Here is a 12,740-nt window from a genome sequence, read left to right as displayed (position 1 = left end):
CTGGTGCCGGGCAACCACGTCCGTAACAGCAGTGGTTGCCCGGGCCAGCCCGGCCCTGCCGGGCTTCCCCTCCCGCTTCCCCCGATGTCCACCCCTCGCGTGAGGAGAGCCGTCATGGCTGCCCGCATCAACCGCTTGGTCTACCGCGTCGTCGGCGTCTGCGCCGTGCTCGCGGGCCTGGCGTTCCACCACAACCACACGACGCAGCCCTGCTCGCCCGACCAGATCGGTGCGGGCGGCATGTGCGTCTCGACCTCCCTGGAGATGACCCGATGAACACTCCCGACCCGCGCCGCCTGGCGTTCGACCTGGTCGCCGACGGCATCGACGGCGGGCTGCCCGTGCCGCAGCGCATCGAGATCGGCGACGCCGACTGCAACCGCGGTGACCTGACCGTGCACCTCGGCGACGACGCCCGGGACGCCGCCGACCGGTGGGCGGCGTGCCTGGGCCTGCCCGCCCCGACGATGCCCGACCACGGGCCGATCCCGGGGCAGGGCCGCTGGTTCCAGCCGTACGGGGCGAGGGCCGACCGGTACCCGCTGACGGGCCGTGCGGTCGCGGTGCGGACGTACGTGACGGTGCCCGCGCCGGCCGAGGCGGTGGCCCGGTGAACCCGCTGCTGCTGATCCTGATCGGCGGGCCCGCCGCCATCGGTGTCCCGGTCGCCCTGGCCGTCATCCTCGTGCACCGCCACGGCGACCCGGAGGCCGCCCGCGCCTACCTGGCCGAGCTGCGCGCCCGCCGGTCGGCGGAGATCCGCGCCGCGTACGGCATCCGCGTGCACCGCGTCGGCCACGCCGAGCCGACGCCCGCCCCAACCCAGCTCCCGGCCGCCCCGATCCGCGCGAAGGAGCTGACCCGATGACCACCCGTGCCACCAGCGCCAACACCATCCAGAACGGCATCCTGTGGGGCCTTCCGGCCGCCCTGATCGCCCTCGCCGTCGCCTGGACCCTCGTGGCCGTCGGCGGCCTGCTCGACACCCAGGCCCCCTCGTGGGTCGCGTACAGCGCCGGGGCCCTATTCGACCTGGTGTGGGTGTCGGCGATGCTGCACGAGCGGGCGCACCGCCGGTCCGCGTCCGCGTCCCGCACCCCCACCGTCCTCGGCTGGGTGCTGCTGGCCGTGTCCGTCGCCGCCGTGCTCGTCCACGGCCTGCTCGCGACCACGATCCCCATCGCCGTCATCGGCGCGATCATCCCCGTGCTCGGGAAGCTGACCTTGCAGATGGCGATGTCGACGGCTGCCGTGCGGATCACCGCCGACGCGCAGCGGAAGGTCGACTTGGTGCGTTCGCGGGGCCGCGACGCCGTGGCGGTGGCGCGCGCCGTGGACGAGGTGAAGGCCCTGAGCGAGGCGGTCGGCGCGGAGCACACGGCCCGGGAGTACCGCTCCCGCGTCAGGGCGCACGCCGAGGTCGACACCGCCCGCCGGGCCTACGAGGCGGCGCTGATGGACCGTGCCGCCGAGCGCGCCGACACCGTGCCGGCCGGGGAGCTGCCGTCGTTCGGGCTGATCTCCGACGACGACATTCGGGGGCTGCTCGACACGCTGACCGTCCCGGCCATCGCCGCTGGTGGCACGCCTGACGGCACGGGTACGGCACGGTCGGGTGACGACTACGGCACGCCCGACGACAAGGCGCTGCAGTTGCTGGCCGCCGAGGTGTACGCCGCCGCCGAGGTCGACGAGGACCCGCCGAGCCTGCGGGAGTTCCGGCGGCGACTGCGTGAGGCGCTGACCGAGCGCCGGTGGCGGGCGTCGACCGCGCTGGTCGACCAGCTGTACCGCCACGAGCGGGCGCTGCGGACGGGGGGCCGGCCGTGAAGAAGCCGACCGCCGACGCCCGCCGCCAGGCCGCCCGGGAGCTGACCGGGGCGGGGCGGGACCTGGAGCGCATCAGCAGCCGCCTCGACGCCGACCCGGTCGCGCTCGCGGACGCCCAGCGCCGCCTGGACGACGCCGAGCAGACCGCCCGGACCGTACTGCCCTGGTGGCAGCGATGACCACCACCGACTTCGCCGCTCTGCCCGGCCTCATCGCCGACGCCGGCACCTGGCTGCTCGACCAGTACGGCACCTGCACCCACCCGGTGCGCGGCTACAGCTACCACAACCACACCCACGGCCGCGATGTCGCCCGCGCGGCGAGCGCCATCGCCGCCGAGCTGCATGACGCCGGGCAGGTGCCGGCGGGCCTGGTGCCCCTGGCCGGGTACGCGGGCTGGGTGCACGACGCCCACCAGGGCCACGGCCACGAAGCCCGCAGCGCCGACCATGCCGAGCAGCAGATGCGCCGCGCCGGCATGGACCCGACGCAGATCGCGCTCGTGCGCCGGATGATCGCCGCGACCCAGGTCACCGGCGTCTGCGGGTGCCGGCTCGTGCAGGCCGCCGACCCGGCCGACCTGCCGCAGGCCATCCTCGCCGACGCCGACCTGTCCTCCCTCGGCTCCCGCGACGGCGTGCACCGCGCGCTGCTGCTCGACCAGGAGCAGCAGCACCTCGCCGGGTCCACCACCCCCGACCGCGAGGTCACCCTCCGGTTCCTGGCCTTCCAGGTCGGCCTGTTCGACGGCCACCGGTACCTGCTGCCGGTCACCGAACGGCTGTACCCGCACCGGCAGGCCAACGCCGACCTGCTTGCCCACCTGGCCGACCTCTACGCCGCCGACCGCATTAGCCACGCCGGCCTGCTCGCCCGGGCCCGGGCCTGACCGCCCCCGTGGGGCATCCACCCATCACCGGATGCCCGCGCGGAGGCCGCCAGACCCCCTGGTAGCCCTCACCCGAAGGAGATCGCGTGAAGAAGTACCTGTTCAGCAGTGACCCGAAGACCGGCGAGGCCCGAGAGGTGAAGGTCGACCCGAAGCACTTCGACAAGCAGCTCCGGGAGGAACGGGCGAAGGGCCGGACCATCACGATCCTCGACGAGGACGAGCGAATCCGGTACGGCCTGATGACTCAGCAGCTGCGCAAGGGCGGTGCCCGCTGATGGCCCCCGTGGTGATCTCCCCGACCGTGGCCCGGGGCTGCTGCGGCTGCAACCACCTCGGCGGCTGCCTGTCCTGCGGCTGCAAGTGCCGGCCGATCAACGGCGGCAAGACCTGCTCCTGCTGCCGAGCCACCGACAAGTTCTGAGGGCTGACCTGATGGACCTTCGCCCCGTGCACGGCCACTGCGACTCCTGTGACCGGTGCGCCCAGGACGACGGCGCGCGCGGCAGCCGCAGCCGTGCCCGTGCTGCCCGGCAGCTCGACCAGGCCGGGTGGACCACCGCCGGCCAGAAGGTGGGCTGCCCCGATCACCCCGTCAGCACCCGCCGCTGACCTGACCGCCCCTGTGGCCGCCGGGCCCATCACCCCGGCGGCACGCGGAGGCAGCCAGACCACTGGCCGCCACGACGAGAGCGAGCATCCGATGGGCCTGTTCAGCAGCAAGAAGCCGACGCCCGCCCCGGTCAACCGGGATGCGGTACGGAACCTGCTCAAGCTCGGCATGGCCGAGACCGACGCCGCCGACCGCGACATCGACAGCCCCGAGTTCACCGCCGCGAAGACGAAGTTCGAGCGGGCGTTCCGGGCGGCCCGTCCCGCCGACCAGGCCGCCGCGTACGAGGCCCTCAAGCGACACGGCTACTGACCCACCGACCAGCAACCAGCAACGAGAGGACCGAGATCAATATGGGCATCTTCGACGACGACCCCGCGTACCGGCGGCTCAAGGCCGTGCGGGACTCCGGCTACACCGGCCCGGTGGACCAGAACGGTAACCCGACCGACGAGAACAAGGGCATCTTCGACGCCCTCGACCGGGCCACCGAGCGCGCCATCAAGCGCGGCCAGAAGTGAGCGCCGACATCCGCCGCCTGGAGCGGGAGCTGATCGCCGCAAAGGGCGACCCGCAGCGCCACCAGCAGATCCGGCAGGAAATCCGCGACGCCGGCCTGCCGCAGTTGGCCGGCGAGCTGGACCGCATCGCCAAGCAGGACTGACCCACCCCGGGGCCCGGCCACACCGGCCGGGCCCCACCCACGACTAGCACCAGACCAGCGAGGAGCACCATGACCGCGATCCCGTTCGACGAGTTCGACGAGGAGCGGCACGTCATCGAAGCCGACCAGGTCGGCGGGCCGGTCGACCCTCCAGACCGGCCAGCCACCTTCGCCGACGTCGTCGCCCACACCGAGGCCCGCCGCCCCATCGTCCCGGCAGCCCTCCGCTCCGCCGACGCCCGCGCCGCCCTGCTCCGATGGGTCGCCGCGTACGGCGGACACACCGCCCTCTACCACCTGACCCGCAGCCCGAAGTACCTCGCCAAGACCGCCATCTACGCCCCCCGGGGCGCGTACCGAGCCGGCCAGGGCGTCGTGTGGTGGGCCGTCGGCGGCCGGGAGAACTATCACCTGCGGCAGCAGGCCGCGAACCGTAACGACCCGGAGACGTGGCAGTCGCTGAACCGGACCAGGTCAAGGGAGTCGGCCGCCCGCTGGTGGATCGTCGGCTCTGGGTCCGCCGCCACCGTCGCCCTGCCCGTCGGGGCCGAGGTCCTCGTCGGCGTGCCGCCGGCCGGCTGGTGGGCGGCCGTCGTCGGACTGGTCATCGTGTCCGCCCGCTACGGACGGCCGGCGGACAAGCCCATCCTCGACCGCACCAGCACCCGGCCGAAGTTCACCAAGCTCACCGCCGAGCAGGTGCGCCGCGCCGTCGTCGACCTCGGCATCGGCGTCAAGGAGCCCGGACAGCTCCGGTTCCCACCGCCCGGCATCCACCGCGACGGCCCCGGCTGGCTGGCCCGCTTCGACCTGCCCGGCGCCATCGTCGCCACCAAGCTGCTGGAGAAGCGCGACGGCCTTGCCGCGTCCCTGAGGCTGCCTGTTGACCAGGTGTGGCCCGAGGTTGGCCCCGACCACCCCGGGCAGGTCGACCTGTGGGTCGGCTACCAACCCTCGTCGAAGATGGGCCAGCCGCGTTGGTCCCTCGCCGACCCGGCCGCCCGGACCAGCATCTTCGAGCCCAATGCGTTCGCCACCGATGCCCGGCAGCGGCCAATCTCCACCGTGCTGTTCGAGAGGAACTTCCTCATCGGCGGGCAGCCCGGCTCCGGCAAGAGCTACGCCGCCCGCACGCTGCTGACCATCGCCATGCTCGACCCGACGGTCGAGCTGAAGGTGGCCGAGTTCAAGGGCGTCGGGGACTTCCTCGACGTGGCGTCGCTGTGCTCCACCTACGTGGTCGGCGTCGACGACGAAGCGTTCGAGACGGGCAGCAGCATCATCGCGTGGGCGCTGGCCGAGTGCGAGCGCCGCGGCAAGCGGATCCTCGAGGCGAAGAAGCGCGGCGACGCGCCGCACGGCAAGGTCACCCCGGAACTGGCGGCGAAGCCCGGGTCGGGGCTGCACCCGGTGTTCATCCTGCTCGACGAGGTGCATGAGCTGTTCGCCGCCGAGCCGGAGGCCGCGGCGGCGTGCGAGCGGGCCATCAAGCGGGGTCGGGCGCTGGGCATCATCTTCTGCCTGGCCACGCAGATCCCCGACAAGGACAGCCTGCCTCCGAACATCACCCGCTGCATCACCACCAGGTGGTGCCTGTCGGTCCTCGGTCAGGTCGAGAATGACATGATCCTGGGCACCGGCGCGTACAAGCGGGGCTTCACCGGCACCGTCTACCGGCCAGGCGTGGACGCCGGGTGGGGCGTGATGGTGGGCGTGGACAAGCCGGGTTCCGCCCGTTCGTTCTTCCCCCGCCCGGAGGTCACCGCCGCGATCGTGCGCCGCGCCGCCCAGCTGCGCGGCCAGGCTGTCGTCGGCGAGGGCGTGGAGCGGGTCCAGGCCCGCGACATGCTCGCCGACGCGCGCGCGGTGCTCCACCCGGGGGAGGCCGGCGTGCCGTGGGCGGTGCTCGCCGACCGGCTCGCCGAGCGGTGGCCGGAGATGTACGCGGGGATCACCGCCGACATGGTGCGGGAGTCCCTGGCCCGCTACGGCGTCGACTCGCAGGACGTGAAGGTCGGCCGGAAGAACATCAAGGGCGCCCGCCGTAGCGCCCTCGACGCCGCCCAGCAGCGCCGCGAAATCGAAGCCGAGTAGGTCGCGTTGGCCGGTCGCGGCACGGACCCTGGTCGCGGTTCCGCGACCAGCCACGCGACCGGCATCTACCTGCACAAACACCTGTTGGTCGCGTGGTCGCGGCACCCCGCCGCAGGCCCCGAAAACCGCCCTGGGAGGCACCCTGTGAGGGTCACACTGATCGCGGCCGGATTCCTGCTGGCCGGCCTGGTCGGCTACGGCGGCTCGTGCGTCGTGAGGCCGTTCCGCGACTGCTGGCTGTGCGACGGGAAGGCCCACCACCGCAGCAAGCGCAACCCGGCGCTGTCGCGCCCGTGCTGGTGGTGCAAGGCCACCGGGAAGCGACTACGCCTCGGCCGCCGAGCGTGGAATCGGGCGCGCCGGATCCACCGCGACGCCACCTGATCCCCGGACGCAGCACCGCCCCCCGACCACGCTGGTCGGGGGGCGGTCGCGTATCTGGGCCCGGTCAGCCCCGCCCGGCGGTCATGGGCTGTTCGGGCAGCGTGCATGACATCCGATCAGCCCTGCGGCTGTGGGCTGGCTGTGGAACTTCCACGACCGCAAAGTTACATGCACATGAACAACTGTTCACGTGCCGTGCGAATCGTGAACGCTGAGCGTGCCAGGCATTGCCCATCCGCCCAGGCCACGGGCCACACTCCCCCATGGACAACACGGGGAGCCACCGCCGCCTCACCACCGCCGCCATCTACGTCACCGCCCCCAACCTGCGCCGCTACACCGACCGCTGCGCCGACTACTGCAACCGCCGGGGCCTCACCCTCACCGCCGTCGTCGTCGACGACCTCGGCGGGGGCCGCTGGCCCGAGGTCGTCCAGATGGTCATGGACGGGACCGTCCAGGTCGTCGTCGTCGCCGACCGCGACGAACTGCCGCCGGACCGCACCCCCCGCCTGGACGTCGTGGCCGAAGAGCGCCGCCACCTCAGCCCCGACCCCCAGCGGGGCTGCCGCCCCCGGCTGCTGCACTGAACGGCAGCACGGTGACCGCCTCCCGACCGAGCAGGTTGATCAGGATGTCGCGCATGTTGCCGGCCATCAGCGGACCGCCGTCACCGTGATCTCCGCCGGCCCACCGTCCGGATAGTGGCCCTCCCACGACTTCGGCACCGGGGTCCGGCCCGCCGCCCGCACCTGGTCAGCCTGCGCCACCGCCGCCGCCGTGAACCGGTGCCGCACCCGCCGGCCATCCGCCGCCCGCGACTCCGTCCACCTCGTCGACGGCCTGGGCGACCGCGCCGCCACCACCGCCAGACCCCGGCTCACCGGAGCACCCCGATCCGACGCAGATACGCCCGACGCTGCTCCGCCGACATCTCCTGCCGCACCTTCGGCCTCGCCGGCAACGACAACTCCGCCCGCATCAGCTTGAAGTCGGTATACGCCGCCTCCCGCTCCTGCTCCGTCGACGGCTCCCGCTCCGGCTCCCCCGACCGCGACGGCTGCATGCCCGGCCGCACACCCGCCGGCAACCCCACCGCCCACCACGCATCCGGCGACTCAGCCACAACCACGGCGTTCCTCCCTCAACGTCTCCACCAACGGACCAGACAGCCACCACCGGCCCGCGTGCTTACTGCCCAACCCCCGCGCCGCCAACTGCCGCACCCGACGCTCCGACACACCGAGCAGCACCGCCGCCTGCGCGCAGGTCAACAGATCATCCGGGGACGACGCTGCCACCCCCACCGGCTCTACCGTTTCCGCACTACCGGCGACGGCAACCGCCCGCGCCAGATACTCCGCCGCCGCCCGCCCGATCGCCTCCCGCACCGGCGCGAACTCCACCGCCATCCACGACGGCAACCCCGCCAACAGGCGCACGTTGCGCGCATCCGCCAACAGCCGATCCAGCAGGTGCGCCGACACCCCATCCACCAGCGCACCCCGCACAAACCGATCCACCGCACGCTTCCCCTTCCGCTTCCCGTCACGCGCGTTACGACCCCGGTACGGGGGTGCCCGGGGGGAGAGGGAACCTGACGGAAGGAGCGCGGTCAGGTGACCCCTCAGCCCGTCGCCGACCGGCCCCCCTGGTCCCCTGGCCAGTCGGCCTGGCCTGCCGTGACGTTGATGGCGAGTGCGTCGCGCAGTGCGGCGAGCAGTCGCGTGTCGTTGCCGTAGCGTTGCGGCCGAGCTGCACGGCGAGGTCGGCCAGGCCTAGGCACAGCTCGTCTCGGTCGGTGGTGCGGATGATGGCGAGCGCGCCGTCGGGGTCGTTGTCGAGGAACGCGGCGACGAGCGCGACGGCGGTGGTGAGGTTGACGGCCTGGCGGTGGTGGTCCATGCCGGGCGGGCCGTGTTCGCGGCTCATCGGGTGCGCCTTGCCGCTTCCCACAGCAGGGCCCGGGCGGATGCGAAGTCCCCCACCCAGGTTGATCCGGCGGGGGTTCGCACAAGGTGCTGATCCCCGTAGGTTTCCATCGTCGCGAGCACCGGGCCTGCCTGGTCGGTTCTCAGTTCCACCACGCCGGGCCGCGCGGTCAGGTGCGCCTGCGGCGGTGCGTCGGCGGCCGTCTGGAGTGCCTTGTCGAAGGCGGCGAGGGCTGCGGCGCGGGCCTTGTCGGCGTCGGTGTCGGCGTCGGTGTGGGCCTGGTCGTGGTCGGCGTTGGCCCGGTCGATGGCGCGGTGGGCGTTGGTGATGGCCCGGTCGCGGCGGCGGGTGGCGTCGGCTTTGCGTTGGGCCTGCCGGGTGTCGGCGTCGGCCAGGGCGGCGGTGTAGGCGTCGGCGGCGTCGGTGTTGCTGGGCATGGTTGGTTTCCTCCGGAGCAGGGCTGTCAGGTTCATGCGGCGCCGCCGATGGGTGCCAGGGTCGCCGCGGCGGCGCGAAGCTTCAGCTGCCGGCGGTGGTTCTGGTCGGCGTTGCGGATGTCGGCGTGCCACTGTGCGGGGCTGCGGGCGGCCCGGATCGCGGTGATCCGGGCGTCGGCGTACAGCGGGCGGGGGGTGGGCCCGTACTCGGTGAGGCCGAGCCGGTAGAGGGTGACCTTCGGCAGGGGTTCGCCGGGGCCGGCGGGGGTGATCCGGCCGGGCACGCGCAGGTGGATGTGGCCGCGGAAGCTGTAGCTGCGGATGTCGCCGTTGCGGATGGCTTCCAGGACGGCGTCGGCGAGGTCGCCGTGGTGGTATCGGGTGACGGTGAGCAGGCCCCGCCGGTCGGCTTTGACCAGCAGCGGTTCGCCGATGGGGGTCGCCCGGCGGGCGGGGGTGCCGTGCATGGTCATGCCGTGGTGGTAGTAGACGGCGGGTGTGACGCCTGCGGCGAGCGCCCCGTCGAAGGCGGTGCGGTGGATCGTCTCGATGTAGTGGCCGTGCCGGTCGTGGACCTCGGCGGGCGTGTCGAACACCGCGGCGTATGCCTCGACGTCGCGGCCGGTGCTGCTGCGCCGGATCCGGATGTCGTCGAGGGGCCGGCTGATCGTGCGGATCATCGGTTCTTCCTTCCTTGGCGGGTGCCACGTCCTCTGCCGCGTCCTCTGCCACCTCGGGGGCGGCCCCTGCCCGTACCCCCGGGGTGTTGCTGTTCGGGCGTGTGCGTGGCGCTGGGCGGGCCGGGGTGGGGCTGGCAGTCGCCGCACGTGCCGTACTGGTAGACCAGCGGGCCGAGTTGCACGATGCCGGGGTGGATGCCGTCGCCGTGCTCCACCCCGGCGCAGATCCGTCCGCACCGGTCGCAGGTGCGGTCGGGGTCGCTGCCGGGTGCGAGCGCGGTGAGGTGCGTGCAGGCGGCGCAGACGACGAGTCGGGGCCGCCACGCGGCAGCAAGCACGGGTTGCGGCCGTCCGGGGGTGGGTTGGTGTCGGCAGGTGGCGGCCTGGCCGGCGGCCCACGCGGTGACGGTGTCGAGCAGGGGCAGGCGCACCCAGTCGGGTATGTCGGCGGGCGCGGCGGCCCGGATGTGGTCGGCGCCGGCGTGCCGGGCGGCGGCGGCCATGAGTTGTAGGGCGTCGTCGGCGGCGGCGTCGGCCTGGTCGACGAGCCCGGCGGGGGCGTGGGCGCGCAGGTGTTCGACGAGCTGGTGGTAGTCGGGGTGCAGCATGACCTGTTCCAGGGCCAGGGCGGGCGTCATCGGGGTGCCTCCGCGTCGGCGTCGGGCGTCGGGTCGGCGTCGGGGTGGTAGATCCGGTACGTGTGCGTGGCGCTGTCGCCGAAGTCGTCGACGTAGCCGGCCGGGTCGCAGTCGAGGGGCACGACCGTGCCGTCGGCCTTGAGCCCCCAGCCCACCAGCGGCTGCGACCACTCGCCGCCGCTGGCGGTCTTCCACGCCACCCGCCACCCGTCGGCCGGCACGATGGCGACAAGGTCGGCGTGCGGGTGAGGCTCGACGCCGTCGAAGTTGCGATACCTGTCGGCGCGCACGAGTTCGCCGGTCTTCTCGCTGACGACCAGGGGACGGCCTTCGTCGTCGAACGCGACGAGCGGCAGGTAGGTGTGGTGGGTCGAGTTGGCGTTCTTGTACCGGGCGGCGAGCCCTCGCGGTGCGGGGATCATCGGGGTGCCTCGCAGTTCTGGTAGTGGGCGGTGGTGTCGATCGGCCATCCGCAGTCGGGGCAGGGCGGGGCTTCGTCAGGCCACAGGGAGGGGTCGGCCGCCCCGCCGGGCATCGGTGCCGGTCGATCTGGCAAGGGTGGCAAGGCTGAATCCTGGAACCCCTCGCGCGTATAGGAGTCTGCGTTCACCGGAATCTGCCTTGCCACCCTTGCCACCGGTTCGTCGGGCGCACGTTCGGGCAGGTCGCCGGGGGTGTCCCCCTCCGTGGCGAAGCGGACGCCCACCGGCTGAGCCGGGGCGGCGGTCAAGGGCTCAGCGGTGGTGGGTGGGGTGCGCTGCGCCGGGACGGCCGGGCCGTTTCCAGATTTGTCAGTAACCAGAAGCGTCGGGGACCTCTCTTCCTTAATCCCAGAATCACTGGTACTGACATTTCTGGAAACGAGGGTCTTGAGCGCCTGCTGATCAACTTCGTCGGAAAGCCGGTAGAGCCACCCGGGCCGCTTGTCCTGCTGCTCTTGCACGAGCAGGCCGAGCAGGTGCAGCGCCTGGAGCTCCCGGTCAACGGTGTTGTGCGGCTTCTGGAGCCGCTTGCGCACGTCAGTCGTGGTTGACCCGGGGTTGTCGAGCAGGTCGGCGAGGATCGCCAGCCGCAGCGGGGGCATGGAGTCGCCCGCCACCCGCACCGCCGTCGACAACGCCCTGTCCCGGGGCATGCCCACCGCCAGGCCGCCGCGCACGATCTGGCCGAGCATCTTCGCGAACCGCGTCGGCATCTCCGGCGCGTGCGCGTCGATGACGTTGCCCTGATAGTCGCGCTCGACCGCCGTCCGGGCGAACGTCACCAGGTCGGCCACCGCCAGCAGTACGTCCATGTCGGCGTCGATGAGATGCGCCCGGACGGGCTCCATGCCGTCGATCAGCTCTCGGACCGCCGCGGCCAGCTCGGCGCGCATCTCCGTCTCGTGGTTCACGTTGCTGAGCGCCTGACGCCCGGCGGCGAGCCGCCCGGTACTGGAATCGACCCGGACGAGGGCGAACCGGTCGCCCATCGCCGAGATGACGGAGTGAGCGGCGTCGTAGGCGGTGGTTACCGCGCCGACCAGCACGATGCGGCCTTCCCAGGTGAGGGTCCGCCCGCCGCCGGTGCCCACGTTGCGCTCCCACCGACCGTCGTACACCTCACGCAGGGCAGCGAGCACGGACGCGCGCATGTCGCGGTTCATCGACAGGATGGACGTGAAGTCCTTGACGACGAGGACCCCGGACGGGCCGATCTTCCGCAGCAGGCCGCCGGTCGCTCCCTTCTCCTTGTCCTGCTTCGGCGTCGCGGAGAGCAGCGCGCCTTCGCTGGTGATGGTGCTGGTGATGTGCGCCCCGATGCCAGCCAGAGAACCGACCGTCTCGGTCTTCGCGTTCCCCGATCCGGAGATGACGAGCAGCCACGGAGGGTCGCCGCCGAGTCGTTCGGTGGCCGCGACGGAGAGCACGGCGTCGAGCGAGCCGATGTCGTACTCGGCGCCGAGCCACCGGCGGAACACCGCGTGTGCGGCGTCCACGCCGGTCTGCCGGGCGTATGCCTCGTGTTCGGGCGTGCCCGGCGGGAACGGGTTGGTCATGCTGGTTCCCCGATCGGGCTGTCGGGCGTGCGGTGTCCGCCGCCGAGCCGCCGTACGCAGCCGCACGGGTGCGGCTCGCCGATGTGCTGGAGGTAGTCGGGGCGGGCGTCGACGACCTGGGCGTGGCCGAGGCGCAGCCCGCCGCCGCCGGGGACCGCGACGGCCGGCCAGTCGGGGTCGTCGAAGCGCAGCGGCGGCGCGGGTCGCGTGCCGGGCAGGCTGGCGATCCGCTCGGCGACCTTCTGTTCGTGGGTGAGCCGGGCGCGGGAGCGCCAGGTGGTGAGTTCCAGGGCGGCCAGCTCGGCACGCTCGTGCGCGCGGCCCAGCTCGAAGGCGAGGGCGGCGGCGTCCTGGAGGTCGGCCGCGCGGCGGGCTGCGCATCCGCCGGGCGGGCACCATCCGGCGATAGGTCGCGGCGTGGCGACGTCGGCCGTTACGCTGGCGGTGGTCGCCGACATGACCTCTGATGAGCCCCCGGGAGCCTGCCCAGCGCCGGGGGTTCGTCGCGTCTGGGTCATGCAGCCGCCCTCCGCGGGGCGGG

The 12,740-nt window shown here is 73.0% G+C and carries 24 protein-coding genes; 15 read left to right on the top strand and 9 right to left on the bottom strand.

Features of this window, described 5'->3' with window-relative positions; translation table 11 throughout:
• Nucleotides 1–114 precede the first annotated feature (114 nt).
• The 15 genes from ACN28G_RS19810 to ACN28G_RS19740 all read left to right on the top strand — a co-directional run bounded on the left by ACN28G_RS19810 (nt 115) and on the right by ACN28G_RS19740 (nt 7,064).
• Entirely contained in the window at nt 115–276 is a 162-nt protein-coding gene (locus ACN28G_RS19810) for a hypothetical protein (RefSeq protein WP_421480081.1), read from the top strand.
• Nucleotides 273–614, top strand: a complete 342-nt coding sequence (locus tag ACN28G_RS19805; protein WP_421480080.1) for a hypothetical protein — start codon at nt 273–275, stop codon at nt 612–614. Before ACN28G_RS19810 ends, ACN28G_RS19805 begins: the two co-directional genes overlap by 4 nt.
• Nucleotides 611–868, top strand: a complete 258-nt coding sequence (locus tag ACN28G_RS19800) for a hypothetical protein (protein ID WP_421480079.1) — start codon at nt 611–613, stop codon at nt 866–868. The genes ACN28G_RS19805 and ACN28G_RS19800 overlap by 4 nt, the downstream gene beginning before the upstream one ends.
• Nucleotides 865–1,830, top strand: coding sequence for a hypothetical protein (locus tag ACN28G_RS19795; protein ID WP_421480078.1), 966 nt, complete (start codon nt 865–867; stop codon nt 1,828–1,830). The genes ACN28G_RS19800 and ACN28G_RS19795 overlap by 4 nt, the downstream gene beginning before the upstream one ends.
• Nucleotides 1,827–2,009 (top strand): hypothetical protein, encoded by a 183-nt coding sequence (locus ACN28G_RS19790; RefSeq protein ID WP_421480077.1) that lies wholly within the window; start codon nt 1,827–1,829, stop codon nt 2,007–2,009. Before ACN28G_RS19795 ends, ACN28G_RS19790 begins: the two co-directional genes overlap by 4 nt.
• On the top strand, nt 2,006–2,719 hold the full coding sequence (locus tag ACN28G_RS19785; RefSeq protein WP_421480076.1) for a hypothetical protein: 714 nt from the start codon (nt 2,006–2,008) through the stop codon (nt 2,717–2,719). Before ACN28G_RS19790 ends, ACN28G_RS19785 begins: the two co-directional genes overlap by 4 nt.
• 86 nt (nt 2,720–2,805) lie before the next feature.
• A complete protein-coding gene (locus ACN28G_RS19780) occupies nt 2,806–2,997 on the top strand; it encodes a hypothetical protein (RefSeq protein WP_421480075.1) in 192 nt (63 codons plus the stop codon).
• Nucleotides 2,997–3,143: a hypothetical protein gene (locus ACN28G_RS19775; RefSeq protein WP_421480074.1), complete on the top strand. Its 147-nt coding sequence runs from the start codon at nt 2,997–2,999 to the stop codon at nt 3,141–3,143. The genes ACN28G_RS19780 and ACN28G_RS19775 overlap by 1 nt, the downstream gene beginning before the upstream one ends.
• Before the next feature lie 11 nt (nt 3,144–3,154).
• Nucleotides 3,155–3,331, top strand: coding sequence for a hypothetical protein (locus tag ACN28G_RS19770; protein WP_421480073.1), 177 nt, complete (start codon nt 3,155–3,157; stop codon nt 3,329–3,331).
• Nucleotides 3,332–3,422: 91 nt separating this feature from the next.
• On the top strand, nt 3,423–3,644 hold the full coding sequence (locus ACN28G_RS19765; protein ID WP_421480072.1) for a hypothetical protein: 222 nt from the start codon (nt 3,423–3,425) through the stop codon (nt 3,642–3,644).
• A gap of 41 nt (nt 3,645–3,685) precedes the next feature.
• Entirely contained in the window at nt 3,686–3,853 is a 168-nt protein-coding gene (locus ACN28G_RS19760) for a hypothetical protein (protein WP_421480071.1), read from the top strand.
• The gene (locus ACN28G_RS19755) at nt 3,850–3,996 is read left to right on the top strand and encodes a hypothetical protein (protein ID WP_421480070.1); all 147 of its coding nucleotides are present in this window, start codon (nt 3,850–3,852) and stop codon (nt 3,994–3,996) included. Before ACN28G_RS19760 ends, ACN28G_RS19755 begins: the two co-directional genes overlap by 4 nt.
• A gap of 69 nt (nt 3,997–4,065) precedes the next feature.
• Entirely contained in the window at nt 4,066–6,090 is a 2,025-nt protein-coding gene (locus tag ACN28G_RS19750; RefSeq protein WP_421480069.1) for an FtsK/SpoIIIE domain-containing protein, read from the top strand.
• A 144-nt stretch (nt 6,091–6,234) separates the two neighbouring features.
• Nucleotides 6,235–6,474, top strand: coding sequence for a hypothetical protein (locus tag ACN28G_RS19745; RefSeq protein ID WP_421480068.1), 240 nt, complete (start codon nt 6,235–6,237; stop codon nt 6,472–6,474).
• Between the two features lie 263 nt (nt 6,475–6,737).
• Nucleotides 6,738–7,064 (top strand): hypothetical protein, encoded by a 327-nt coding sequence (locus ACN28G_RS19740; RefSeq protein WP_421480067.1) that lies wholly within the window; start codon nt 6,738–6,740, stop codon nt 7,062–7,064.
• 66 nt (nt 7,065–7,130) lie between these two features.
• Here ACN28G_RS19740 and ACN28G_RS19735 read toward each other — a convergent pair whose 3' ends face one another.
• The 9 genes from ACN28G_RS19735 to ACN28G_RS19695 form a co-directional block, all read right to left on the bottom strand.
• The gene (locus ACN28G_RS19735; RefSeq protein WP_421480066.1) at nt 7,131–7,358 is read right to left on the bottom strand and encodes a hypothetical protein; all 228 of its coding nucleotides are present in this window, start codon (nt 7,356–7,358) and stop codon (nt 7,131–7,133) included.
• Nucleotides 7,355–7,606 (bottom strand): hypothetical protein, encoded by a 252-nt coding sequence (locus tag ACN28G_RS19730; protein WP_421480065.1) that lies wholly within the window; start codon nt 7,604–7,606, stop codon nt 7,355–7,357. The genes ACN28G_RS19735 and ACN28G_RS19730 overlap by 4 nt, the downstream gene beginning before the upstream one ends.
• Complete coding sequence (locus tag ACN28G_RS19725; RefSeq protein WP_421480064.1) at nt 7,593–7,997, bottom strand: hypothetical protein; 405 nt, start codon at nt 7,995–7,997, stop codon at nt 7,593–7,595. The genes ACN28G_RS19730 and ACN28G_RS19725 overlap by 14 nt, the downstream gene beginning before the upstream one ends.
• Before the next feature lie 405 nt (nt 7,998–8,402).
• Nucleotides 8,403–8,843 carry a hypothetical protein gene (locus ACN28G_RS19720; protein WP_421480063.1) on the bottom strand — a complete coding sequence of 147 codons (441 nt, stop codon included), beginning with the start codon at nt 8,841–8,843 and terminating at the stop codon, nt 8,403–8,405.
• Between the two features lie 32 nt (nt 8,844–8,875).
• Nucleotides 8,876–9,523 carry an HK97 family phage prohead protease gene (locus ACN28G_RS19715; RefSeq protein ID WP_421480062.1) on the bottom strand — a complete coding sequence of 216 codons (648 nt, stop codon included), beginning with the start codon at nt 9,521–9,523 and terminating at the stop codon, nt 8,876–8,878.
• A complete protein-coding gene (locus tag ACN28G_RS19710; RefSeq protein WP_421480061.1) occupies nt 9,520–10,161 on the bottom strand; it encodes a hypothetical protein in 642 nt (213 codons plus the stop codon). The genes ACN28G_RS19715 and ACN28G_RS19710 overlap by 4 nt, the downstream gene beginning before the upstream one ends.
• On the bottom strand, nt 10,158–10,583 hold the full coding sequence (locus tag ACN28G_RS19705) for a hypothetical protein (protein ID WP_421480060.1): 426 nt from the start codon (nt 10,581–10,583) through the stop codon (nt 10,158–10,160). Before ACN28G_RS19705 ends, ACN28G_RS19710 begins: the two co-directional genes overlap by 4 nt.
• The gene (locus ACN28G_RS19700; RefSeq protein WP_421480059.1) at nt 10,580–12,199 is read right to left on the bottom strand and encodes a hypothetical protein; all 1,620 of its coding nucleotides are present in this window, start codon (nt 12,197–12,199) and stop codon (nt 10,580–10,582) included. Before ACN28G_RS19700 ends, ACN28G_RS19705 begins: the two co-directional genes overlap by 4 nt.
• Nucleotides 12,196–12,657, bottom strand: a complete 462-nt coding sequence (locus tag ACN28G_RS19695) for a hypothetical protein (protein WP_421480058.1) — start codon at nt 12,655–12,657, stop codon at nt 12,196–12,198. The genes ACN28G_RS19700 and ACN28G_RS19695 overlap by 4 nt, the downstream gene beginning before the upstream one ends.
• Between the last annotated feature and the right edge of the window lie 83 nt (nt 12,658–12,740).

The organism is Micromonospora sp. WMMA1923, assembly GCF_049179195.1.
Classification (GTDB): Bacteria; Actinomycetota; Actinomycetes; order Mycobacteriales; family Micromonosporaceae; genus Micromonospora; species Micromonospora yangpuensis.
Note: the sequence above shows the minus strand (reverse complement) of the source record. Positions and strands in the feature narration are given on the sequence as shown.